Annotated in this window: 19 protein-coding genes and 2 pseudogenes; 9 read left to right on the forward strand and 12 right to left on the reverse strand. The window is 42.1% G+C overall.

Annotated elements, in window-relative coordinates:
• The first annotated feature begins 83 nt into the window (after window positions 1-83).
• Window positions 84-2,609 (forward strand): TonB-dependent siderophore receptor, encoded by a 2,526-nt coding sequence (locus tag OKC24_RS07380; RefSeq protein WP_130146668.1) that lies wholly within the window; start codon window positions 84-86, stop codon window positions 2,607-2,609.
• A 195-nt stretch (window positions 2,610-2,804) separates the two neighbouring features.
• Here the strand turns inward: OKC24_RS07380 and OKC24_RS07385 are convergent, their stop codons facing one another.
• Window positions 2,805-3,170, reverse strand: coding sequence for a hypothetical protein (locus OKC24_RS07385; RefSeq protein WP_265464932.1), 366 nt, complete (start codon window positions 3,168-3,170; stop codon window positions 2,805-2,807).
• Between the two features lie 66 nt (window positions 3,171-3,236).
• Window positions 3,237-3,833 (reverse strand): annotated as a pseudogene (locus OKC24_RS07390) (YqaJ viral recombinase family nuclease); the annotation flags it as partial.
• Between the two features lie 227 nt (window positions 3,834-4,060).
• Between OKC24_RS07390 and OKC24_RS07395 the strand changes: the two are divergent.
• On the forward strand, window positions 4,061-4,651 hold the full coding sequence (locus tag OKC24_RS07395; RefSeq protein WP_219191172.1) for a helix-turn-helix domain-containing protein: 591 nt from the start codon (window positions 4,061-4,063) through the stop codon (window positions 4,649-4,651).
• A gap of 37 nt (window positions 4,652-4,688) precedes the next feature.
• Here the strand turns inward: OKC24_RS07395 and OKC24_RS07400 are convergent, their stop codons facing one another.
• The 9 genes and pseudogenes from OKC24_RS07400 to OKC24_RS07440 all read right to left on the reverse strand — a co-directional run bounded on the left by OKC24_RS07400 (window position 4,689) and on the right by OKC24_RS07440 (window position 14,454).
• Complete coding sequence (locus OKC24_RS07400) at window positions 4,689-5,132, reverse strand: acetyltransferase (protein ID WP_265464933.1); 444 nt, start codon at window positions 5,130-5,132, stop codon at window positions 4,689-4,691.
• A 201-nt stretch (window positions 5,133-5,333) separates the two neighbouring features.
• Window positions 5,334-5,901, reverse strand: a pseudogene (locus OKC24_RS07405) (IS5 family transposase); the annotation flags it as partial.
• Between the two features lie 573 nt (window positions 5,902-6,474).
• Entirely contained in the window at window positions 6,475-7,290 is an 816-nt protein-coding gene (locus OKC24_RS07410; RefSeq protein WP_265464934.1) for a class II aldolase/adducin family protein, read from the reverse strand.
• Window positions 7,287-8,291 (reverse strand): ketopantoate reductase family protein, encoded by a 1,005-nt coding sequence (locus tag OKC24_RS07415; protein WP_228257607.1) that lies wholly within the window; start codon window positions 8,289-8,291, stop codon window positions 7,287-7,289. The genes OKC24_RS07410 and OKC24_RS07415 overlap by 4 nt, the downstream gene beginning before the upstream one ends.
• A 43-nt stretch (window positions 8,292-8,334) precedes the next feature.
• Window positions 8,335-9,108 carry an ABC transporter ATP-binding protein gene (locus OKC24_RS07420; RefSeq protein ID WP_130146680.1) on the reverse strand — a complete coding sequence of 258 codons (774 nt, stop codon included), beginning with the start codon at window positions 9,106-9,108 and terminating at the stop codon, window positions 8,335-8,337.
• Window positions 9,105-10,907 carry a branched-chain amino acid ABC transporter ATP-binding protein/permease gene (locus OKC24_RS07425; RefSeq protein WP_131276281.1) on the reverse strand — a complete coding sequence of 601 codons (1,803 nt, stop codon included), beginning with the start codon at window positions 10,905-10,907 and terminating at the stop codon, window positions 9,105-9,107. Before OKC24_RS07425 ends, OKC24_RS07420 begins: the two co-directional genes overlap by 4 nt.
• Complete coding sequence (locus OKC24_RS07430; protein WP_130146684.1) at window positions 10,904-11,941, reverse strand: branched-chain amino acid ABC transporter permease; 1,038 nt, start codon at window positions 11,939-11,941, stop codon at window positions 10,904-10,906. Before OKC24_RS07430 ends, OKC24_RS07425 begins: the two co-directional genes overlap by 4 nt.
• A gap of 91 nt (window positions 11,942-12,032) precedes the next feature.
• The gene (locus OKC24_RS07435; RefSeq protein WP_130146686.1) at window positions 12,033-13,175 is read right to left on the reverse strand and encodes an ABC transporter substrate-binding protein; all 1,143 of its coding nucleotides are present in this window, start codon (window positions 13,173-13,175) and stop codon (window positions 12,033-12,035) included.
• Window positions 13,176-13,218: 43 nt separating this feature from the next.
• Entirely contained in the window at window positions 13,219-14,454 is a 1,236-nt protein-coding gene (locus OKC24_RS07440) for an OprD family outer membrane porin (protein ID WP_130146688.1), read from the reverse strand.
• Between the two features lie 890 nt (window positions 14,455-15,344).
• On the opposite strand from OKC24_RS07440, the gene catA reads away from it, so the two are divergent.
• From catA to OKC24_RS07455, 3 genes are all read left to right on the forward strand, one after another.
• A complete protein-coding gene (catA, locus tag OKC24_RS07445) occupies window positions 15,345-16,289 on the forward strand; it encodes a catechol 1,2-dioxygenase (RefSeq protein ID WP_130146690.1) in 945 nt (314 codons plus the stop codon).
• Window positions 16,290-16,374: 85 nt separating this feature from the next.
• On the forward strand, window positions 16,375-17,634 hold the full coding sequence (locus tag OKC24_RS07450) for a GTPase (RefSeq protein ID WP_130146692.1): 1,260 nt from the start codon (window positions 16,375-16,377) through the stop codon (window positions 17,632-17,634).
• Entirely contained in the window at window positions 17,631-19,193 is a 1,563-nt protein-coding gene (locus OKC24_RS07455) for a dynamin family protein (protein ID WP_171457738.1), read from the forward strand. The genes OKC24_RS07450 and OKC24_RS07455 overlap by 4 nt, the downstream gene beginning before the upstream one ends.
• 67 nt (window positions 19,194-19,260) lie before the next feature.
• On the opposite strand, the gene catM is transcribed toward OKC24_RS07455, so the two are convergent.
• Window positions 19,261-20,178, reverse strand: a complete 918-nt coding sequence (catM, locus tag OKC24_RS07460) for a cis,cis-muconate-binding transcription regulator CatM (protein ID WP_130146696.1) — start codon at window positions 20,176-20,178, stop codon at window positions 19,261-19,263.
• Window positions 20,179-20,281: 103 nt separating this feature from the next.
• Here catM and OKC24_RS07465 point away from each other — a divergent pair, with 103 nt between their 5' ends.
• The 4 genes from OKC24_RS07465 (at window position 20,282) to OKC24_RS07480 (ending at window position 23,246) form a co-directional block, all read left to right on the forward strand.
• The gene (locus OKC24_RS07465; protein ID WP_130146698.1) at window positions 20,282-21,391 is read left to right on the forward strand and encodes a muconate/chloromuconate family cycloisomerase; all 1,110 of its coding nucleotides are present in this window, start codon (window positions 20,282-20,284) and stop codon (window positions 21,389-21,391) included.
• A gap of 14 nt (window positions 21,392-21,405) precedes the next feature.
• The gene (catC, locus tag OKC24_RS07470) at window positions 21,406-21,696 is read left to right on the forward strand and encodes a muconolactone Delta-isomerase (protein WP_005406041.1); all 291 of its coding nucleotides are present in this window, start codon (window positions 21,406-21,408) and stop codon (window positions 21,694-21,696) included.
• A gap of 204 nt (window positions 21,697-21,900) precedes the next feature.
• Window positions 21,901-22,572, forward strand: coding sequence for a 3-oxoacid CoA-transferase subunit A (locus OKC24_RS07475; protein ID WP_130146700.1), 672 nt, complete (start codon window positions 21,901-21,903; stop codon window positions 22,570-22,572).
• Between the two features lie 20 nt (window positions 22,573-22,592).
• Entirely contained in the window at window positions 22,593-23,246 is a 654-nt protein-coding gene (locus OKC24_RS07480) for a 3-oxoacid CoA-transferase subunit B (protein WP_130146702.1), read from the forward strand.
• Window positions 23,247-23,297: the final 51 nt, after the last annotated feature.

The raw sequence follows: 23,297 nt of genomic DNA on the forward strand, positions 1-23,297 counted from the left end.
AGCTATTCTAAGAAATAAAAAATGTGAGCTCTTTTTCTTTTTTATTCGACTTATAGATAAACATACTTTCAGATGCAAATTTTATGTCAAAATTTCAGGTCAAAACCACATTAGCTATTGCGATTCGAGCAGTTTTATTAGGAGCTCCGGCTCTTACAGTTGGAGTACTGTCAACCAATGGCTATGCCGCTGCCGCACAGAGTATCACCGTTAAAAAAAGCACACTCGATCAAGCGTTAAAACAGCTTGCTATTCAAACAGGAATAACGATTAGCTATGATGCTCAAGCATTTTCAAAAATAAATAGTAAGGGCTTACAGGGACAATATTTTCCTGAACAAGCTTTAAAAATTTTATTGCAGCCTGCGAACTTAGAAGCAATTAAACTGGAAAATGGTGGCTTCAGCATTAAACCTCTTCACAAAGCAGCCAGCGAAACTCAGCACAGCCAACTCAATACAACTCAAGCAAGTACAACATCTCAAGATACGAATGCTTCCGCCCATGAAGTAACGCAATTACCCGCAATTATGGTCACTGCAAATAAAGAAAGCCCATTAACGACTGAAGGAACAAATTCATATACAGCTAAGGCAACAGCAGCCTCTACAGGTTTAGCCCTGTCATTAAAAGAAACGCCACAATTAGTCAGTGTGGTCACACGACAGCAAATGGAAGATCAAAATCTTACTCAGCTTATGGATGTCGCCAATCAAGCTGCAGGCTTAACCATTAAGCAAGGCGGCAATATCGGCTCAGACACCTCTCCAATTTATGCACGCGGTCAAACCGTAGACAGCTATTTACTAGATGGCATAAAACTACTCAACTCATATTCAAGTATTTTCCAAAGCCAAGACACAGCTCTTTTTGATCGCGTTGAAATTGTTCGTGGAGCAAATGGATTAATGACTGGCGCAGGCACAGCCAGTGCCAGTATCAATATGGTACGAAAGAAGCCATTAGAAGATTTTAAAGCGTCTGTCAGTGCAAGCGCCGGTTCATGGGATACTTACCGCACCGATCTTGATATATCCACCCCACTCAATAAAGAAGGCACAATTCGTGGACGTACAGTCTTTGCATATCAAACAGGCGATTCATATATAGACCGTTACAGCGAGGAACGCAAAGTCGCTTATGGGGTTGTTGAAGCCGATTTAAATGATAATACCAAAGCCAGCCTTGGTGTTAGCTACCAACAAATTGATATAGAAGGCATTGCCCGCAGCGGTTTACCAACGTATTACACAGATGGAACACCTATCGATTGGTCACGGTCTGATTCAGCCGCGGCCAATTGGTCAACATCCGACCGCTCAACAACAGGCTATTTTGCTGATATTGAACATCAGCTTAATGACCGCTGGAAAATAAAAGGCGTTGCATCCCGCACCATTACCTCTTCTGATGAAATTGTCGGCTATGTATTTTCCGGTTCAGGAATAAATAAAGCAACTGGCGCTGGCAGTGTGCTTTATGGAACACGCTGGGACTATAAACCCACCCAAGATTTATTTAATTTAACACTGAATGGCTCATTTGATTTGTTTAATCAAACGCATGAAATTGTGGCAGGAACGACTTATGCAAAAAGTGAAAATAAGCGTCCTAGCTCAACGGGTTGGAATGTAAATACAATAGATAATATTTTTGCTTGGGATGGCTATACGCCAGCTAAACCGGATTTAAAAACCAATGGCTGGTATAGTACAGATGAAAAAAGCCTCTCCGCATTTACTGCTGCCCGCTTAAAACTGAGTGACCCACTCGCATTAATTATTGGCGCTCGCTTTGATGACTGGGAAAGAATTTCAAAAACCAATCCCGAAACAGGCGGTACTGCGACCTACAAGAAACAACAAGAAAAAGAAGTTATACCCTATGTTGGCTTAACTTACGATTTCACACCGAATTGGACAGCCTATACCAGTTATACCACTATTTTCAATCCACAAGATCGCTATGATATTCATGGGGAATTTATCGAGCCAGTAGTTGGTGATAGTTTCGAGCTTGGGATCAAGGGTGAGTTTTTTGATAACCAACTAAATGTTGGTGCAGCAATCTATGAAACCAAAGAGAACAATAAGGCTATTGAAGTTTTAGATGAATTCGGAAATAAAGTAAGAAAGGATTTCGGTTTTGGGGAAGTACAAATTTACCGAGCTGAATCTGGTATTAAAAGCCGTGGTTTTGAATTGGAAGCAACTGGTAAGTTGACAGAATTATGGCAAGTCTCAGCAAGTTTTACCCGTAATATTTCTAAAAGCAGTACTGTTGAAAACTTGAATAGTGATATTCCAGACAACACAGCAAAGCTATTCACTTCGTATACATTCCCCCAACTTGATAAAGCTTTAACTGTAGGTGGTGGTGTTCGCTGGCAAAGTGATATTTATTCATATGTCACGCGTACTAATTCATTTAAATCAGAACAAGGGAGCTATGGCATAGTTGATTTAATGGCGCGCTATAAAATCAATGAAAATCTCACAGCAAATTTAAATATTAATAATCTATTGAATGAGAAATATCATTTATCGACTTTAAATAGTTACTATGGCGCACCAGCTAACTTTCAAGTAGGTGTAAAGTATAATTGGTAATCTTTAAATTTTGGTAATATTAAAGGCTTATTCATTGCACAACATTTGCCAATGAATAAGCCTGCTCAATGCTGCACGTGCATGAATCTCATTAACTTGGCATTGAAAGCTTCTAGCAGTTTATTTATCGGTTAATAATTTGATGCAATGCATCTGGGTTTCTACTAAGCTAGTTTTTCCCGTATTACTATCATATTAAGTCAGCACTGGAAGTTGCGTAGGTGAAATATCTCTTATTGCCGATCTTGGGCTTTGACTATAATCCTTTACTAATAAAGGTCTCGTTTTTGATCGCATAGCTTCAAGAGTAAGATACTCTTCTGGATCAAAATTCTTAACAATATCAGCATGATTATCACTTGCTAACCAATTCTCAGCTTTCTCTCCAAACTGCCTACCAACCGTATTTGCAATGGCAGCCATAGATACATTCGCATAATTTGGCCTTGCACCACAAAACCACTTGTCATCCATTATTGCTGCGGCATTAGCTCCAGCCAATGAGTAAGCATAAGGACTAGCCGTTTGACCAAGCTTATTAAAGAGATTTCTATCTCCCATCCCAGCTCCAGCATTGGCTGCCTATGCACTGGCATCCACATCCGGCGGTGTATCCTTCTCGACTCATTCCCAGAAATAGCGTTCTGCATTCACAATATGCTGAATGACCGAGTCACTGCGCGTCACTTTAAAAATCCCCGTTTCATGTCCGCAGAGCAGTACACAAATATGCGCTGCTTTCTTGCCTGTCACGGCCAATTGGTGTTGTACCTGACAGAGGATGTATAACGGCACACCGTCTCGCCAGAGTTTAGCCCCATATTCCCCTGCGGTTTTACACTCCAGAATTTGTACTTCTGCACTCCCTACTACTGAGTAATCCAAGTTGGCTAACATAAAAGGTTTTTCTGGATCAGGGTGTTGTAATACCGAATTGACTCTACGCACTTTAAAGTTGGTATACATACTGTAGTATTCAGCCACTAAGGGTTCAAGCTGCTTGCCCCAATACAAAGGTGCATGCCCTTCACTTTTATCCTCAATATTTTGTTGAATCCGTCCTGTCTTGATCATCCATAGTTCCAGCATCGACATCAAGGGATTAAGGCCACAAGCAGCAGCACTGTCACGGCTGCCAATACCCTTGCGTCTTACTTCCAGCCATTCGGCTTGAGTCATATTTTTAGTCTCCACAAAGCGTTTTGCCGTGAAGGGTTTTGGGATGAATTACGGCTGAGTTCATCTAGATGTCCTCTGATTATTAAATTGCGGGCATAAAAAAGCCACATCCGGAGATGTGGCTCATGTAGTTAATTAGGGTGCTGTATAGCAATATAAAATATTACTCAGATGAATTGGCAATATTGGATAGAAAATACAATGCTGATTTTATACAACAATATTGAGTTTCTATCGCATAATACAAAGGTTTGAAATCACAGGGTCGTATAATGGCTGACAAAGCTGATACGCAAGTACTTGATACTGAAATCGCTCGCTTATTGCTAAAGCAGCGAAAGAGCAAAGGTTGGACTGTCGCTGAGTTAGCAGAATACTCAGGCGTGAGCCAAGCCATGATTAGTAAAGTCGAACGTGGCGCCTCTAGTCCAAGTGCTGCAATACTTGGCCGCTTAGCAAATGCACTCGGTATTACCCTATCTAAACTTTTTGCTGAAGCTGAACTAAGCCAAAACACTAGTGTCTTACTCTCTAAGAAACACACGCAACAACATTGGACAGACAACCAATTCGGTATTACACGATGGTCAATCTCTCCTGCTGGGGCAAATCCAGAGTTGATTAAAATTGAGATTCCGGCATCAGGTCAGCTCTTCATGCCTGCAAGTGCATATGAACACCTAAATGGTCAAACCATATGGCTTTTAAGCGGACAGCTTGATATTCAAATTGACACACAATTATTTCATTTAGAAACTGGAGATTGTATCGCGCTGACGGCTCCAGCCGACTGCAAACTACAAAATCCTGATCATCAGTTACCTTGTGTTTATGTCGTTGCATTTAGTCAAAAGAAGTCTTAGGTCTAAACACATTTACTACCGAATGGGGTAAAACTGCTTAAACTGAAGGGGCTATGCTTAAGTGCAACAATGGATAAGCTCGACCTTGACTATCAACGGGTGAACGACCAGAAACCTGAAATCCCATATGTTGATAAAAACCAACTGCTTGCTGATTTTGTTCATTTACATCAACGGTTAAATTTGGATATAGACTTAACGCATGTAATAAAAGCGCCTTCCCTACACCTAACCCTCTGGCAGCAGCATCAATAAATAATGCTTCCAGATGCTCATCATGTAAAAACATAAAACCTAGGGCTTGATCCTCAGCATTGGTCGCAACCCATACTGGGGTCTCTGAAAAAAAGCCAACGACTTCTTTTTCAATTTCTATACGATCATCTGCACTAAGAAAATCATGTGTTGCATCAACAGAACTTTTCCAGATGGCAACCACTTGATTACCTTCGTCTGGACGTGACATTCGAATCTTTAACATTTTGTTTCTCACATTCTTAAATTAAAATTTTGGTGAAGAATTCCTCTAGAATGAATAATTACCAGTTAATAAATTTACTATAGTGTATAAATAATTACAATAGTGTATTTAATTCTGGTCATTCAGTTCGGCTTTGCTGCATAAAGACCTTAATTGCTGCATAAAGACCTTAAAGACAGAGCTGCCCTAAATGCCCCGAATTTAAGTGACAATTTGGGTATGAGGGCGCCCTAATTCTGTGAATTTATTCAAGACCGCTACACCTGCATGAATCTCATTCACCTGAATATAAGAACTCCTTGCCCTTAATTTATCACCCAATAATTTGATGCAATGCATTTTGTTTTCCGCCAAACTTATACGATGATAACTAGACCACTTTTTGCAAAGAACTCTTCCTAGCCGTTTGACTGTTTTTAATAATTCATTCCGCTCTATAGATCTCGCTTGCTTATCTTTCCAGGGCTTTGCATTCTTTCTTGGTGGAATCACAGCATATGCTTGTCGATTTGAAATCACTTGTCTGCAGTATTTTGTATCATATGCTCCATCCCTATAGATAGAATCAATACGCTCATCAGGCGGGATTTGATTAAGTAAATCAACCAAGGACTTGTGAATCGCTGACATTATTTGTTGTGAGCTGTACAGCCCGTATTTGCATGGTTTTAGCGTCTATACCAATATGCAGTTTACGCCATTGGCAACGATACTCAGGCTGATGTTTCTTTCGTTTCCATTCACTTTCGCCTAGAAACTTCAAACCAGTAAAAATTGAACGTCAATGTTCTTAAAATAGACTAAACTGAAAAATTTAAATGTCCAACCTGTACCGATAAATGACTGATGAGTGTAATTCAATCCAAAATTTTATGTGGGGTAGGTTGAGGGGAAAAACTATAGGAAAGAAAAAATATTTTTTGAATATAATAGCTTACTTCAATATTTAGAAAATAGGCAACAGTAGAATTATATCAACAAATTAATGATATATAATAATAAAAAATATTAAATTTAACTTTTTCACTACTTTAAGTTTCTTATGTATCTAAACATTTATTATAAGTCATTATACCATTTCTATAACTGTTGATTGATTCCTACTATATTGTCCATAACTGTCACCGACTGCTAAACTGATTATCCTAATGAAGTATGCACTTTCCCATAAATTGCCTGATGAAATAGAAATAGCATATTTACGAAGAGCATATCTCTTTCTGCCGCGCTTATCCCTTTTTATGGCTGGACTGCTGAGCCTTATCAAGTTGATGTTATTGTCTGATTTAAGACTGAACCGCCAGTTGCTGGAGGTTCAGCTGCCATGATCCACGGCATTGCTTTAAATGGACGGATTTGAAGAATGTGCAGGCTGGCAAATGTTTGAGATTGAGGCGCCGCCTGCTGCCTTAGCTTTCTCATGCATTTTCCTGACCATCGCCTTAAAAAATTTATCGGCAAATCCGCTGTCATTAATCAGCATCTGCGTTAAATCTGCACACTTTTGTTTAATGGGATCTTCCAGCAGGACATCAGCGCCTTGCATAGAATCAGCCAAACATTGAATTTCCGCAGCCCGCTGGACAGTCCAAAGAAGGAAAAAGGCTTTTTCAATACTGCTCTCACCCACTGCGACACCATGATTGCGCAACACCAAAATATGCTGATTCCCCAAACTTTGAATCATCCGCTGCTTTTCATCCTCAAACAACGTAATGCCTTCAAAGGTGTGATAAGCCACGCGTCCATATAATTGAGCGCCATAAAAGTTATCATTTTTGAAACCATGCTGTTTCTGGGCAATCGCACTGACTGGAGTGGTATGAGTATGGATCAAGCAGCGGATATCATCGCGCGCACCATGCACAGCGCTATGTAAAGCAAAACCTGCGGGGTTGGCATCATATTCAGATGGGGTCACTTTGTTGCCTGCCAAATCCACTTTCAGCAAATTTTCTGGCGTTATTTCAGTGTAATTCAAACCAAAGGGATTCACTAAATAATAGTGTTCATCTCCTGGTAAGCGTGCTGAAATATGATTAAAAATGGTCTCTGTCCAGCCAAAAAAATCAATCAAGTGATAGCATTGCGCCAGTTTAACTCTTAACTCCCATTCAACTTGGCTGACATTCAGCGGATTTAAACAACTGCTATTCATATTGACAACTCCTCATTCGTCCTTGATTGAGCACTTAAAAATTGGCTTAAATCATAAATAATCCGTGTAACCGGCAGCTCACAGCCATACTGTTCTGCCAATTCAAAAACGGCATCGGCAATACTGGCCAGCTCCAACGTTTTTTTATCTTGGTAGTCATGCCACATCGAGGTATAAATTGGCCCCATTTCTGCACCAAGCTGCATGAAAGTATTGGGATCAATCGAAATACGCGCCCCATAACAAGCGGCAACACTGCGAACTTCCTGCGTGATCGCTTGGGAAATTGGGCTTAAATTCGCATGCGCATAGATATGTTCCAAAGTAGTATTGGCAACAACTGATAATGGGTTTGAACTGAGATTGGCCATGACTTTTGTCCAGATTTGATCCCGAATATTCTCTACCTGCCGCGCTTCAATGCCGCTATTTACAAACAGCTGCGCTACCTCCTGCAAACGGGCTGAACCTTGATGATTCGGCTCACCGAAAATAAGCAAATATGGATTAGTTGATTGAACCTGACCAAAGCCCTGCAATTGCGCCGTGATAAATACCACAGCGCCAATCAGATGCCGCAAAGGAAATTGCTGAATTAATTTATTTTGAGGATCAAGAACGCGGATTGCAGGTACTGGCTGATGCTCCGCAATGCCATAAAAATACCAAAATGGAATGCCATTGATTAAGGGTATAATCTTGGTACCTTGATGCAGCATGCGCTGTAAATTCGGCATGATTTCAGTTAAAGCCTGAAATTTTGTGGTGATAAAAATATAGTCTTGCGCTTCAAGATCATCCTGATCACTCACGACCTGCACAGGATGAATATGATGCTGACCAGTTAAGTCATCTAATTGAATACCATAAGCTTTAATGTGCTGATAATTTTCACCGCGCGCCAGCAAACTCACGTTATGACCTGCAAGGATAAGCCTTGCAGCCACAACGCAACCGATCGCACCTGCACCATAGACGAGAATCTTTGAATCTGGCTTCACTTCTGCCTCCATGCAAATTCATATTATTCAGTGGGTGGTTGAATTACACCGCTAAAACATCCTGATGTTTGCTGTTGATGCCCAAATAGCTTTCAATAATTCGCGGATCTTCCACCAGATCACTGCCTTTGCCTTGCATCGACAGTTCACCCATTTCTAGGACGTAGGCATAGTCTGCGAGCTTCAGCGCCGCACGGGCATTTTGCTCAACCAATAAAATGGAAACACCATGAGCACGCAATTGGTCAATCACTTTAAAAATTTCACGTGTAATTAATGGAGCCAAGCCTAAGCTGGGTTCATCCAGCATCAAAAGCTTTGGTTTCGCCATAAGTGCACGGCCTACCGCCAGCATTTGACGCTCGCCGCCAGATAATGTGCCTGCCTGCTGGCTATGCCGCTCTTTTAAGCGCGGGAAAATGTTATAGACTTCATCCAAAGTCTGCTGCAACTGGCGATCCCCCTGACGGTAACGCTGAAAAGCGCCGAGCATCAGGTTGTCTTCAATACTCATCGAGCTGAACAGTTCACGCTTTTCTGGAACCAGCCCCAAACCTCTCACCACCATACGCTCCACTTGTGGACACTGGTCAATAAAACCATCAAACTCCACATTACCCTTGGAACCAAGCAATCCTATAATGGCAGACAATAATGTGGTTTTGCCTGCACCATTGGGGCCTACTACAGAAACAATCTGCCCTTCATTGACACGCATATTAAAATTCGTCAAAGCTTCAACTTTGCCATAAGCGACACTGAGATTAGAGATTTCCAGTAAAGGCTTTCCTTGATCATTCTTGCTGACATCACTCATGCTGCACCTCCAAGGTATGCTTCCAGCACTGCTGCATTTTTTTGTATATCCTCTGGCAAACCTTCTGCAATTTTTTGGCCGAATTCCATCACCACAATGCGGTCTGCTAAATTCATCACAAAATCCATATCATGTTCGACCAGTAAAATTGCCATGCCTTGCGCTCGCAACTTCGCTAATAAATCAGCTAGCGCCTGCTTTTCCTTAAAGCGCAAACCTGCTGCCGGTTCATCCAGCAAAAGTAAGCTTGGACTGGCGCATAAGGCGCGGGCAATTTCCAAAATACGCTGCTGTCCCAAAGCCAAACTGCCTGCTTCGGTATAAAGATAATCACCTAAACCAACGCGCTCAAGTTGAGTCTTGGCTTCATTTAACAAGACATTTTCTTCTTCACGGTCCAAATAGAACATGGAGGAAAAAACACCCTTTTCTCCGCGCAAATGCGTTCCAATTGCTGTGTTTTCCAGTACCGTCATTTCTGACAAAATTTTGACATGCTGGAACGTCCGGCTCAGCCCTAATTCGGCAATTTCACGCGAAGGGATTCCATTAATCTTTTGCCCCTTAAAAATGACTTCACCGCTGGTCGGTTCATCAACCCCTGAAATCTGGTTGAACATGGTACTTTTCCCTGCGCCATTAGGGCCAATCAGCGCTAAGATTTCTCCAGCATGAATGGTCAAACTCATGTCGTTATTCGCGACTAGGCCGCCAAATTTTTTGGTGACATTTTTAGCTTCGAGGATCACGCTGCCTGGTTCCGTTAATGGCTGCATCGCTAGAGGTTCTGCAACAGGCTGTATTTGGGGGTGAATATCCACTGGTTTAAATTTGGCTGGAACCAGTTTAGTAATAAATGACCAGAGACCCGCTGGCGCTTTTTGCATCAAAAGAACAATAATGAGGCCAAATACAATGGTTTCATAATGCCCTTCTGCGCCAAAGATAATCGGCAGGAAATCTTGCAGCCATTGGCGCACCATGGTGAAAATACCTGCGCCTAAAATTGCGCCCCAAATACTGCCTACACCGCCTAATAGGGCCATAAACAGGTAATCGATCCCCATTTGAAGGCCAAACGGCGTCGGGTTAATAAAGCTTTGCGTGTGAGCGTAGAGCCAGCCAGAAACTGAAGCGAATACCGAAGCAATGACGAACACGATCATTTTGGAACGGAAGGTATTTACGCCCATCGATTCCGCCATGACTTGACCGCCTTTCAGGGCACGCATGGCGCGTCCTTCACGTGAATTGAGCAGGTTTTTTGTAATCACAATGGCTGCAAATAAGATCAGCCAAATGAGATAATACATTTTGCCGCCAGTATCAAAGGCATAACCTGCAATCGAGATATTGGGAATATTGGATATGCCAGAATGGCCGCCTAAAGACTCAATGGTCGAGAAGAAATAATACAGTGAAATGCCCCAGGCAATGGTTCCTAAAGGCAAATAATGCCCTGACAGTTTAAGGGTCAGACCACCAACCAGTACCGCAGAACACAAGGTAATGATAATGCCCAGTAATAGGCCGAACCACGGATTTCCTCCAGTCCATGCCAGAAAGCTTGGCAACTGTTCAGTCACAGTCAGATAAGCTGTTGCATAAGCGCCAATACCGACAAGTGCAGCCTGTCCAAAACTGGTCATTCCCCCCACACCGGTTACTAAAACCAAACCCAGCACAACCAAAGCATTTAACCCGATATAACTCAGCAAAGTCACTTGATAGGTCGGTAAGAAAACAGGACTGATTATGACAATACAGACGAAAATTAAAAACAAGTATTTAGATTTCATTCCTCGTCCTCCTCTATATGGCGTGTTGTTAAGGATTTCCAGAGTAAAAATGGAATAATGAGCGTGAACACAATAATTTCCTTGTAATCACTGGCCCAGAACATAGAGAACGACTCAATGACACCCACTGTAACAGCACCAATTGCGGCAACGGGAAAACTGATTAAACCGCCAATAATGGCTCCCACAAATCCTTTTAGGCTTAAAATAAAACCAGAGTCATAATACAATGTGGTCACCGGGGCAATCAGAATGCCCGAAAGCGCACCTATAAACGCCGCCATAAAAAAGGTCAGTTTGCCAGCAAATATCGGAGAAATCCCCATCAGCTGCGCACCGATTCGATTGACTGCAGTCGCATGCAATGCCTTGCCATATAAGGTTTTTTCAAAGAAATACCACAATACAAAAATCATGATAAAGAAGGCAGCAATAATCACTAATGTTTGGCTATTGACCACTAGCCGCCCAAGATTAAACGATGCATCACTGAATGATTGGGTCTGTGCGCCATTTGGACCAAAAATCACCAAACCTAAGCCAACCAAAACCACATGCACCGCAATGGAAACAATCAATAAAACTAACGGTTTTGCTGTTACAAGCGGCTGAAAAAAAGTACGATAAATTTGCGGTCCTAATGGAATAATCGCGGCTAATGTTAATAAAATTTGTCCCCACATCGGCAACTCTGCAAGCGGCAACTGATACATGGCCAGCAATAGCAGCCCAATATAAAGTGCGCTTCCGATAAATATTTTGCTATTAAAGCTGCTCTTGTATCTGAGCTTGGCATACAAATCCAATAAGGTATTAATTACAAAAAATGCAGCAACCAACCAAACAATTAAACTGGGGATACCTGCCTGAATCGATGCCAACGTGAGTGCACCAAAAACAGCAAATTCACCTAAAGGAATTAATAATATTCGTGTGACTGTAAACACTAAAATAATGCACAATGCTAATAAAGCATAAATTGCGCCACTGGTTACTCCATCCTGTGTAAGAACCAACGCAATATCTAAATCCATAACTTCTTCCCGCCTTTCCTGAGGGTGAGTCCGCCTTAGAGCGATACCATAAGTACCGCCCTAATTGCTGAACTGCTTGAATTTCTCAGGTTTATTTCAAGAGCTTCCACTGCCCGTTTTTCACAATAATCATTTCACGGCCACGTTTGTCAAACCCGCTATGGTCTGTTGGGCTCATGTTGTAGACACCTTGCGTACCTGCGACTTCTTTGGTGGTTTCTAAAGCATTGCGCAACGCTTCACGGAATTGCACCGTACCGGGCTTGGCTGTTTTCAATGCAACCGGCACTGCCTTTTCTAACAAAATACCCGCATCGTAGACATTTGCCCCAAACGTTGCAGGAGTTTGTTTATATTTCGCTTTATAGGCATTGATATATTTTGAAGCCACAGCTTTAGATGGATGACTATTTGGAATTTCGTTAATCACCAGCATCAAGCTAGCCGCTAAAATAGTATTTTCAACTTTCTTCCCGCCTAAAGTCAGGAACTGATCCAATGCAGCGCCATGGGTCTGGTAGATCTGACCGCGGTAACCTCGGTCAAATAATGCTGCTTGCGGCGGAACAGCTGCGCTTCCTGGCGCGGCAACTAAAATAGCTTGCGGCTTTTTACTGATCAGCTTCAACGCTTGGCCTGTTAATGAGGTATCTTGACGCTGGAAAGTTTCTTGCGCCACCACTTGAATACCATGTTTTTTAGCTAAAGCGCTTACTACTTTGCCCCAGTTTTCCCCATACGGATCAGCTGTGCCAATGAATCCAAGCGTTTTGAATTTGCGCTTGACCATGTCCTGAATCAGCGCTTCAGCAATAATGTCATCATTCTGAGTGGTCTTGAACACCCATTTTTTCTGAGCATTCATCGGTATAACAATAGACGCTGTACCGACCGGCGCCAATAGCGGCACCTGCGCTTTTGCCACAGTTGCAATCACTGCGGATGCATTTGGCGACCCTGACGGCCCAATAATGGCGTCCACATTATTTTCTTTGATTAACTTTTCTACTGCTTTAACCGATGCGGTCGGATCACTGGCATCATCCAGTGAAATATAGTGGACATTTTCATTGCCGATTTTTTTCGGCAGCAAATCAATCGTATTTTTTTGCGGAATCCCAACCATGGCGATTGGACCTGATGATGAGGTAATCACACCAACTTTAATATCGGCTTGCGCATAAATAGAAGCCGCCAATACGCTGGTTGCACATACGATTTTTTTTAAGTTCATTATTTTCTCCTCGTTATTCCTTTAACTGCTGCTTTAAATCTGATTAAAATTTAAAGCTATAGGTGGTAATGACTCGATTCTCTACGAAATCATTTCCTTCACTGTAACCAGCTCCGTATTTGGACGTGGTGTCAATATAACGCCACTCAACACCAAGCCCTTTCAGTTTTCCTTCTGGAACGGTATATCCCAAAATAAAGTTTGCTTCCGTTTCTTTGTTATCTGAAAAGCCTGGACGTTCAATATTGGTGCCATATAAATAGCGCAATGTCGCACGCAGCCCAGGCGCGCCCACTTCTTTAAAATCATAGGAATACAATGCATGGTAAGTCAGCTCTTCAGGTTTGATAAAACCTAGCGTTGACCATGTATGCAAAAATGGCTGCGGCGCATAACCATCAAAAGTTGGAAAATTGTTGTCGCCTTTATTTTTTTGCACGCCTGCAGCAAATGAATGCGGGCCATTGGCAAGGTTAGCCTGAATGCCGAAAGTTTGGCTGTCAATCTTGCCATAGTACGCATCGCCGTCTTCACTGTTATGGAAATAACGCGCATCCAATTTCAGCTTACTTGAACCCACTTTCGTATTGTAGGATGCGTTTAAATAATGCTGCTGATAAATATCTTCAAGCTGTCCAAACCAGTAAGCGCCTGTAATGGCAGGGCTGAAGTTATAATCAAAGCCTGCATAGTTCAGGCCATCGCTTTCCATTCTCGGTTTGCCCGGCGCAAACAGGCTGAGTTTTTCAAACTCGTCATCGTTACGCGCATTGATATGCGTGATTCGGCCCAAAGACAGCTTTAAGTTGTCTACTGATTTATTTTCAAATGCAACGCCTGCATATGTGGTGACCAATTGACGGGAATCATCAATAAAAGCGACTGGCGTACGCGGCGACAGCTCACCGATCAATAATTCAGAGTCTTTATATTTCAGCTTGAGGGTCGCGCCAAATTTGTTGTAGCTTCGTTCCTGCTTATTGTTTACCGGATCAAAAGGTAAAACTGTATCTGGTCTTTCAGCATGATGATCTGATAAGCGCAATGCATAGCTGGAAGTGACATCCAAGCCGACTTGTACTGGGGTGTCTGTATAGCCTGAACTGAATTTAAGCCCTAAAGCCTGTGACCAGCTTCCCACATCTGGAACGGTTGAATTATTGCGGTCAATAAAAAAATTTCTAAAATTTAATGCGGTTTGGCTGTCTTTCACAAAATCAGCATAAACCGCTCCATTGCAACAAACAGCCAATAATGCCAATGCTGGTATTTTTTTCATGTAACGTCCTTTTACATAACAATTAAATTTTTACTCATTTTTAATCTTTTGAAATGAGGTAAGTCATCCCGACAAATCTAGCCCGTGTTTTTCATGCCATCTCTTACTGTTGTTTTTGACTATACACCACCAATACTTGTTTAATTCCATGGAAAATTCAATATTCTTTTAAGTATATTTATATACCTAAAACAATAGGTACTGACAGCTAAAATAAGCAGACCATCATCATTCAGGACGGCAGAAAACCGTTTATCTTCAAGAGCTTTTTTTAAAAAAATTAAGATTTATTAATTATTATCAAATAAAATCAATGTTTTAAATATTATTATTAAAATAAGCGCTATCCATTATCAACCATCCCTCTATTTGAAATATGTTTCTTGGAGGTTAGCTGCAGCATCTTTCAACATACACAATTTGCTATAGATCTGCCAAAGAAAGCCAGTCATAAGCCATTTTATCGAATGTGCATGTCCAGACAGGCATGCTCTGTTCTATCGGTTTCTACCTTTGCTCAAACGATATGATCTAGCAATCGGTAAATTTAGATATTTAAATGCGGCATATTTTATCTAATATTAGAAAGCAGCTTATTTAGGCCTGTTATTTTTTAGGGAAGAAGCCTCAAAATAATGTTCTACGCTTTGAGACCTTAATTGGCCAGAAGGACTTCAGTACAAAGCAGCATAAAAATCCATCCTGTAATATACCTTTTTAGTATTTAAAGATACCAAAATGAGACTGGATAAGGGGATTACATTTAAATTAAGGTATATATCAACAAGCATTCAATAAACAGTATCAGGATCGATGCAGGCTTCACTCATAAAATGATTCAAAAAATATGATGTGAAAACCAGCATGATGGCAATATTAAGGAGATCGCCATGACAGACGCAAATGTTAAAATTTTCGACACGGAAGAAGTACAAAACTTCATCAACCTGCTCAGCGGGCTTGAGCAAGAAGGTGGAAACCCGCGTACTAAACAAATCATTCACCGTGTGGTTTCTGACCTATTTAAAACCATTGAAGATTTAGACATTACATCTGACGAATATTGGGCTGCCGTTGCCTATATCAACCAATTGGGTACAAGCCATGAAGCGGGCTTGCTTTCTCCAGGTTTAGGTTTTGACCATTTCTTGGATATGCGTATGGATGCAGCCGATGCAGCTTTAGGCATTGATAATCCAACGCCGCGTACTATTGAAGGCCCTCTTTATGTTGCTGGCGCGCCTGTTTCACAAGGTTTTGCCCGCATGGATGATGGCAGCGATCCAAATGGCCATACGCTCATGCTGCATGGCACAATTTATAATGCAGACGGTCAACCGATTCCAAATGCACAAGTTGAAATTTGGCATGCCAACACCAAAGGTTTCTATTCACACTTTGACCCAACTGGCGAACAAACACCGTTCAACATGCGCCGTACTATTATGACCGATGCACAAGGTCATTATCGTGTACAAACGATTCTGCCAGCAGGTTATGGCTGCCCACCAGATGGCCCAACACAGCAATTGCTTAACCAATTAGGCCGCCACGGTAACCGCCCTGCACACATCCACTTCTTCGTGTCTGCGGACGGTCATCGTAAACTGACAACGCAAATCAACGTGGCTGGCGACCCGTACACTTATGATGACTTTGCTTATGCAACACGTGAAGGCCTTGTGGTTGAAGCTGTAGAGCATACAGATGCAGCAGCAAGTCAAGCCAATGGCGTTGAAGGTCCATTTGCTGAAATGGTATTTGACCTTAAGCTAAGCCGTCTAGTCGATGGTGTGGACAACCAATTGGTCGACCGCCCTCGCCTGCAAGCTTGATGCCGTTAAAAGTAATATTTTGAATCTTGAAATCAGGCGAGCTGTCACAGCTTAGCCTGATTTATTTTATGGAAAAGATATTAATATGGATATTCATACTTTTGATGCAGCGATTCATGAAATTTTAGCTGTTCTCCCTGAATACAACATGCCTTTGGCTCGACTGCGCGCCATCGTACAGGCCGGTCAACTCCCAACAGTGACGGTGATTGGTAAATATAACCATGGTAAAAGCCGGTTATTAAACGAACTAATTGGTGATGATATTTTCTCGGTTGCAGATAAACGAGAGACTGTGACCCTCTCCGAGCATCTGCAGCACAATATCCGCTGGTTAGATGCGCCCGGTTTGGATGCTGATGTCGCGACAATCGATGATCAACATGCCCAAGATGCGATGTGGAATAAAGCAGATATCCGCTTAATGATCCATTCAGTACGTGAGGGTGAATTTGATCCTTATGAACTCCGGTTATTTCAGCAATTCGAGCAAGATGCCGTGCAAACACAGCGCCAAAGCGTTTTAGTACTGACTCAAATTGACCAGATTCCAGATCAAACTGTTTTAGCGCACATTATTGACAGTATTCAAAAACAAGCTCCGGCTGCAACCGTGCTGCCTGTGTCAGCAACACGTCATCGTCAAGGCATAGAAAATTCCAAAACCCTGCTTGTACAACGCAGCGGCATCCCTGAATTACAGCAAACACTCAGCCGCGTGATTGAAAAAGTACCCGCTGTCCGCCAGTTTGAAACAAATAAAATCTTTACGGATCTCACAGCACAATTGTCGCAGCTGCAACAAACTACCCAGGCCAATATTCAGCAACTCAGCGCAACCCTAGACCATCAACGCCAAGCTTTTGAGCATGATCTCAATCAAGTTCTGGATAAAGTCCGTGAAGACTTACAGCCAATTCTGCACGTTTCTGGACAAGATGACTCCCTAGAGCCGGATTCCTTTGCCAATATGTATAAAGTAACCGCAGGCAAACGTGACCGCAACCGCATTCAAGTGGCTTATTCCCGCGCCTGTATCGAGATTAATAGCCATCTGGTTCGCTACGGTGTGGTCAGTTTGCCGGACACACAAAAAAGCAATGTCCGCAGTCTGGACACGGTCATGGTTGCGGTGATGGGTATTTCAGTCAAACTGCGCAAAGATTTAAAGCTTATTTTTGAGGACGAATCAGGACGTCAGCGTTTAGGCCGTGAATTTGCCCATTATTTTGAAGTCTCTGCTGATCGCATGCACTTAAAAGAACAATTACAAGACTTGCAGCAGCAACTTCAACAGATCCAACAAGCCCAACACGCCTCAGCCACTTTGGAGCTTGCATCATGATCCATGACCCAATTCAAACCTTTATTCATGCCACCGAAGCTTTTGATCAGCCTGAGCAGGACATCCTGCTGCATTTAAATAAAATGCATACTTGGCATCAGCAATTGGCGATCAATCTCAATCATCAGCGTTTGAATAGCTGCGGACTGGCTTTTCACAGCAAAATGGCTCAAGACATCGCTGCCCTCAATGCACAGCTCGAACATTATCTTGCTGATTGGGAAACGCAATTAGAAACGCTGCAAGCTGCGCAATCCATCTCAGACCATTTTGACGATAAAATTATTTTGCTAATTTTCGGAAAATTTAATGCAGGCAAAAGTTCGTTATGTAATGCATTGGCTGAATGTTTTCGCAGACGGCAGCAAAGTGTTGAATATTTTTATCTCAATGCCGGTGAAATTATTGAAAGTCAGGAGCATTTTAAAGAAGGCGCAACTGAAACCACCACACGCATACAAGGTGTTTGCCTAGGCAAAAATTTGATTTTGCTCGATACTCCAGGATTACATTCAGTTACGCCAGAAAATGCCGCATTAACCCAGCGCTTTTTGGACAGTGCCGATGGCGTGCTGTGGTTAAGCAGTTCATCCTCACCCGGTCAGGTTAAAGAGTTGGCTACTCTGGGGCAGGAATTACGCCGACACAAACCGTTATTGCCCGTAATTACCCGCAGTGATTATTTTGAAGAAGATGAAGTCGATGGTGATATTTGCCAAGTCTTACGCAATAAAAGCGCTAATCAACGTTATCTGCAAGAAACTGATGTGCATACCCGTGCGATTGATCAGCTTATCGCAATGCAGGTTGATCCTGTCTTGCTGCAATCCCCAATTTCGACTTCTTCACAGATGTTAAAAAATGCGGACTTCAATGATCAGGCTATGCAAAGTGCCGGGTTTAACCACTTATTTGATGCGCTTTTGCATTTAACCCAACCCGCCTTGGCCTATAAACAGCGCAAACCCGCAGAAGCATTGATGCATCATTTGCAGGAACAAATCTTAGCGCCTTTACAGTTGGAAGCTGTGCCGCAACTGCATCAATTGCAGCAACTTCTGAACAATGCCAGCAGCGCATTGACAGAGAGTAAAGAGCAAATCATGACGCAAACATGGCGCAGCATGATTGCAAGCTTGCCAAAGCTATTAGAACAATATGCTGAACAGCAAGCAGTAAATGAACTGTATAGCGCATTAACACAACAGGCAGAGCAGCTTCTATCCCAACAGATTTCGAGTAATTTAGTCGATTATCAGCTGTCCCATGCGCCGCTCGAACCCTTGCAATTCTCTGAATATCTGACTTATGAAGTAATTTATGCAGATGATGGTAAAGAAATTTTAGCTATTGGGCATGACCGCTTATATAGTGAAATTTCACATGGCTTATGGCAGCAACTGGACCGCTATACCGATGAGCTTGTTGCGCAATGCCAAAAGGTACTGACCAATATTCAAGAAAAAATTGAAACTATTCAGCAAGGCTTGATCAATGATGAACAAGAGCTGCAGCACATTGCACAGCATTTAAGGATGAAAAATTTAGAGCAAGTGTAATTGCAATATAGAGAGATTTTGAATCAACAGTATGCAATTCATAAGGTGTCAAACACATTACACCGCATTAATCCTCCTTCAGTTGAATCGGTCTCCCTTCTTCCTCAAACACTTGTTTAATGCATTCTAAAATATTGGGAATATACGCGCTCTGATCCATATTCCGAACTGATAAGGAAATTGGGCTGTAAGCGTCCAAATCTAAAATTGGGATATAGATTAAATTTTTCATCCCAATATCACTGGCGCTTTCAGGAATTAAACAAATCCCCTCACCAGAAGACACCAAACCGAGCGCTAAATGGATTTCACGGACTTCGATCAACTTCTTCGGCACTAAACCCAGTTCAGTAAAAATAGACTGAATCAAGGTTGAAAAATTAGGTCTAGGTGTAAGTGGATAAGAGAAAATCGACTCATCGAGAATTTGTGATAAATACACGCCTGTGTCAATAAACTCTGCCAAATGATGATTTTTATGCACAGCAAGTTTAAGGCGTTCTTTGTGCAATAATAAACGCATAATGGATGGATCAGTTAACCTTAAACGTCCAAAACCGATATCAATTTTACCTGCTTTTAAGGCTTCAATCTGATCCCGTGTTCCGCACTCGATTAATTCCACATGAATGTCTGGGTAACGCTGTCGAAATAAATAGATGATTTGCGGCAATAATGCATATAGCAATGAACTGACATAACCAATCCGCACCGTCTTATCCACTGCATTGATACGTCGAGCCATGGACGTCGCTTGTGCAGTATGGGTTAAAATCTGTACAGCATGTTCATAGAAGAACATACCCGCCTCAGTAGTTTTGACCGGACGAGACCCGCGTTCAAATAAAGTAATGCCTAATTCTTCTTCTAACTTTTGAATTTGCCGGCTCAAAGGCGGCTGGGCAATGCATAACTTTTCAGCCGCTTTGGTGATGCTTTGCTCTTCCACCACCGTCACAAAATAGCGTAGATGTCTTAATTCCATTTATATACCTTTTAGGTATTCAAAAATACCGATTTTGCTCTAGTTTAAGATATTACATTAACTTAGGGTATATAAATAGATAAACACTGAAGAAAGATTTGCAATGTATAAGTCCATAGAAACTTTGCTTGTTGAGATTCCAACCATCCGTCCGCATAAGATGGCGGTTGCAACAATGCAAACACAAACCTTAGTACTGGTGAAAGTAAGCACGGAAGACGGCTTTATCGGCTGGGGCGAAGCAACCACAATTGGTGGCTTAGGCTATGGCGAAGAAAGCCCTGAAAGTGTTAAAACCAATATTGAAACCTATTTTTCGCCTTTATTAAAAACGTTAAATGGCTTAAATGTCGCACAAACGATGCAAATCATTAACCGTAATATTAATGGCAACCGTTTTGCTAAATGCGCCATTCAAACCGCATTATTAGATATCCAAGCGCAGCGTCTTGGCTTGCCTTTAAGTGAAGTGTTAGGCGGCCGTTTGCGTGACAGTATTTCAGTCTTATGGGTACTGGCTTCGGGCAATACTGAAAAAGACATTGCTGAAGCGCAAAAAATGATTGCAAGCAAACGTCACAATGTGTTCAAGCTCAAAATCGGTTCACGCCCTGTGGAACAAGATGTTGAACATGTTTTGGCGATCAAAAAAGCCTTGGGCGATGACGTTTCCATTCGTGTCGATGTCAATCGTGCTTGGTCTGAATTGACTGCGATTAAAGGCATTCAAATGCTGCAAGATGGCGGTGTTGACCTGATTGAACAGCCTTGCACGATCAACAATATCAATGCGATGGAACGCTTAACCCGTAAATTCGATATTGCCATCATGGCTGATGAATCCTTAATGGGTCCGCAAAGCGCCTATGAATTGGCAAAACGTAATGCAGCCTCTGTTTTTGCAGTCAAAATTGCACAATCAGGCGGTTTAATTGAAGGCTGTGAAGTTGGGAAAATTGCCAATCTTGCTGGTATCGACTTATACGGCGGCACCATGCTGGAAGGCCCTGTAGGCACTATTGCTTCTGCACACGTATTTTCAACATTCAGCAATTTAGCGTACGGTACTGAATTATTTGGCCCATTATTGCTGACCGAACAAATTTTAAAAACTCCACTCCAATACGAAAATTTTGAGCTGAAAATTCCAACGGGTTTAGGCTTAGGTATTGAGTTGGACGAAAATAAAATCGACAACATGCGTCGTCAATAATTTAAGGAGACATCATGCTTTTCCAAGTCAAAATGGACGTACATATCCCTTTAGATATGCCAAGTGATAAAGCCAATGAAATTAAAGCTGTTGAAAAGGCTTATTCTCAAGATTTGCAGCGACAAGGCAAATGGCGTCATATTTGGCGTATTACGGGCCAATATTCCAACATCAGTATTTTTGATGTTGAGAGCAATGAAGAATTGCACAATATCCTGCAAGGCTTACCGCTCTACCCTTACATGGATATTCAAGTGACTGCCTTAAATCGTCATCCTTCTTCAATTCGTGAAGATGACACCTGATAAAAAAATCAAACCACTCTAATACCTTAGAGTGGTTTGAATCCATTTTAGAAACTGCTATTTACAGCTGAATGATCCAACAAACAAGCTTCAAATTAACGCTCAATTTGTAAAATGATGGCAACGCCATAATTTTTATGCATAAGTATTTTGAAGCGATATTTACGCATAGCAATTCATGAAAATGCAGATAAGGTTAGCCAGATGATTGATAAAAGCTCAACTTCCTTTGTGGAAACTCTTTCCCAAATTAAAAACGGTTCAACCGTGATGATTGGCGGTTTCGGTACAGCAGGACAGCCTGCGGAACTGATTGATGGCCTGATTGAACTCGGCATCAAAGACCTTGTCATTGTTAACAACAACGCAGGCAACGGCGACTATGGTTTAGCCAAACTCCTAAAATCTGGCGCAGTGCGTAAAATCATTTGTTCATTCCCGCGTCAGTCCGATTCATGGGTATTTGACGAGCTGTACCGTGCAGGAAAAATTGAACTTGAACTGGTGCCGCAAGGCAACTTAGCGTGCCGTATCCAAGCTGCGGGCATGGGACTTGGCCCAATTTATACACCTACAGGTTTTGGTACGCTGCTGGCGGAAGGTAAACCGACCATGAACTATGAAGGTAAAGATTATGTTTTGGAAAACCCGATTCGTGCTGACTTCGCTTTAATCAAAGCGCAGCAAGGCGACCGCTGGGGCAACTTGGTGTACCGAAAATCCGCGCGTAACTTTGGTCCAATTATGGCCATGGCGGCAGATGTGACCATTGCACAAGTGTCGGAAGTAGTGGAACTTGGCGCGCTTGATCCAGAACATATCATCACTCCAGGGATTTTTGTTCAACACGTTGTTCAAGTTAAACCTGCTCAATAATTGGATACGGAGATTTTAAAATGAGTTATACCAAATTAAGCCGTGATCAAATTGCTGAACGCGTGGCGCAAGACATTCCTGATGGCGCTTATGTCAACTTGGGCATAGGTTTACCGACTAAAATTTCAAATTACTTACCTTCAGACAAAGATGTTTTTCTACACTCTGAAAATGGTTTATTGGCATTCGGTCCACCACCAGCAAAAGGCGAAGAAGACCCTGAACTGATCAATGCGGGCAAAGAATTTGTCACCATGCTCACTGGCGGTGCTTTTTTCCATCACGGTGATTCATTTGCCATGATGCGTGGCGGTCATTTAGATATTGCTGTATTGGGTGCATTCCAAATTGCTGAAAATGGTGATCTTGCGAACTGGCATACCGGTGCACCAGATGCAATTCCTGCGGTGGGCGGTGCAATGGATTTAGCGGTTGGTGCAAAAAAAGTCTTTATTACCACGGATCATGTGACCAAACAAGGCGAACCGAAAATTGTTGCTGAATTGAGCTACCCTGCAACAGGCCTGAAATGCGTAGACCGTGTTTATACTGACCTTTGCGTGATTGATGTGACTGCTGAAGGTATGAAAGTGATTGAAAAAGTTGAAGGTTTAAGCTTTGATGAATTGCAGTCAATGACGGGTGCAAAGCTGATTGATGCAACACAAAGATAATTAATCCCTCCCGACCTCTCTTTTTAAAGAGAGGAGTTTCCCCCTTTAGTA

Origin of the sequence: Acinetobacter entericus, assembly GCF_026168575.1 — a bacterium.
In the GTDB taxonomy this organism is placed as follows: domain Bacteria; phylum Pseudomonadota; class Gammaproteobacteria; order Pseudomonadales; family Moraxellaceae; genus Acinetobacter; species Acinetobacter bouvetii.

Bases quoted from the DNA above. Each gene is read 5' to 3' on its own strand.
- OKC24_RS07380 (WP_130146668.1), top strand. From the start codon at position 84: ATGTCAAAATTTCAGGTCAAAACCACATTAGCTATTGCGATTCGAGCA.
- OKC24_RS07385 (WP_265464932.1), bottom strand. From the start codon at position 3,170: ATGGGAGATAGAAATCTCTTTAATAAGCTTGGTCAAACGGCTAGTCCT.
- OKC24_RS07395 (WP_219191172.1), top strand. From the start codon at position 4,061: ATGGCTGACAAAGCTGATACGCAAGTACTTGATACTGAAATCGCTCGC.
- OKC24_RS07400 (WP_265464933.1), bottom strand. From the start codon at position 5,132: ATGTTAAAGATTCGAATGTCACGTCCAGACGAAGGTAATCAAGTGGTT.
- OKC24_RS07410 (WP_265464934.1), bottom strand. From the start codon at position 7,290: ATGAATAGCAGTTGTTTAAATCCGCTGAATGTCAGCCAAGTTGAATGG.
- OKC24_RS07420 (WP_130146680.1), bottom strand. From the start codon at position 9,108: ATGAGTGATGTCAGCAAGAATGATCAAGGAAAGCCTTTACTGGAAATC.
- OKC24_RS07425 (WP_131276281.1), bottom strand. From the start codon at position 10,907: ATGAAATCTAAATACTTGTTTTTAATTTTCGTCTGTATTGTCATAATC.
- OKC24_RS07430 (WP_130146684.1), bottom strand. From the start codon at position 11,941: ATGGATTTAGATATTGCGTTGGTTCTTACACAGGATGGAGTAACCAGT.
- OKC24_RS07435 (WP_130146686.1), bottom strand. From the start codon at position 13,175: ATGAACTTAAAAAAAATCGTATGTGCAACCAGCGTATTGGCGGCTTCT.
- OKC24_RS07440 (WP_130146688.1), bottom strand. From the start codon at position 14,454: ATGAAAAAAATACCAGCATTGGCATTATTGGCTGTTTGTTGCAATGGA.
- catA (WP_130146690.1), top strand. From the start codon at position 15,345: ATGACAGACGCAAATGTTAAAATTTTCGACACGGAAGAAGTACAAAAC.
- OKC24_RS07450 (WP_130146692.1), top strand. From the start codon at position 16,375: ATGGATATTCATACTTTTGATGCAGCGATTCATGAAATTTTAGCTGTT.
- OKC24_RS07455 (WP_171457738.1), top strand. From the start codon at position 17,631: ATGATCCATGACCCAATTCAAACCTTTATTCATGCCACCGAAGCTTTT.
- catM (WP_130146696.1), bottom strand. From the start codon at position 20,178: ATGGAATTAAGACATCTACGCTATTTTGTGACGGTGGTGGAAGAGCAA.
- OKC24_RS07465 (WP_130146698.1), top strand. From the start codon at position 20,282: ATGTATAAGTCCATAGAAACTTTGCTTGTTGAGATTCCAACCATCCGT.
- catC (WP_005406041.1), top strand. From the start codon at position 21,406: ATGCTTTTCCAAGTCAAAATGGACGTACATATCCCTTTAGATATGCCA.
- OKC24_RS07475 (WP_130146700.1), top strand. From the start codon at position 21,901: ATGATTGATAAAAGCTCAACTTCCTTTGTGGAAACTCTTTCCCAAATT.
- OKC24_RS07480 (WP_130146702.1), top strand. From the start codon at position 22,593: ATGAGTTATACCAAATTAAGCCGTGATCAAATTGCTGAACGCGTGGCG.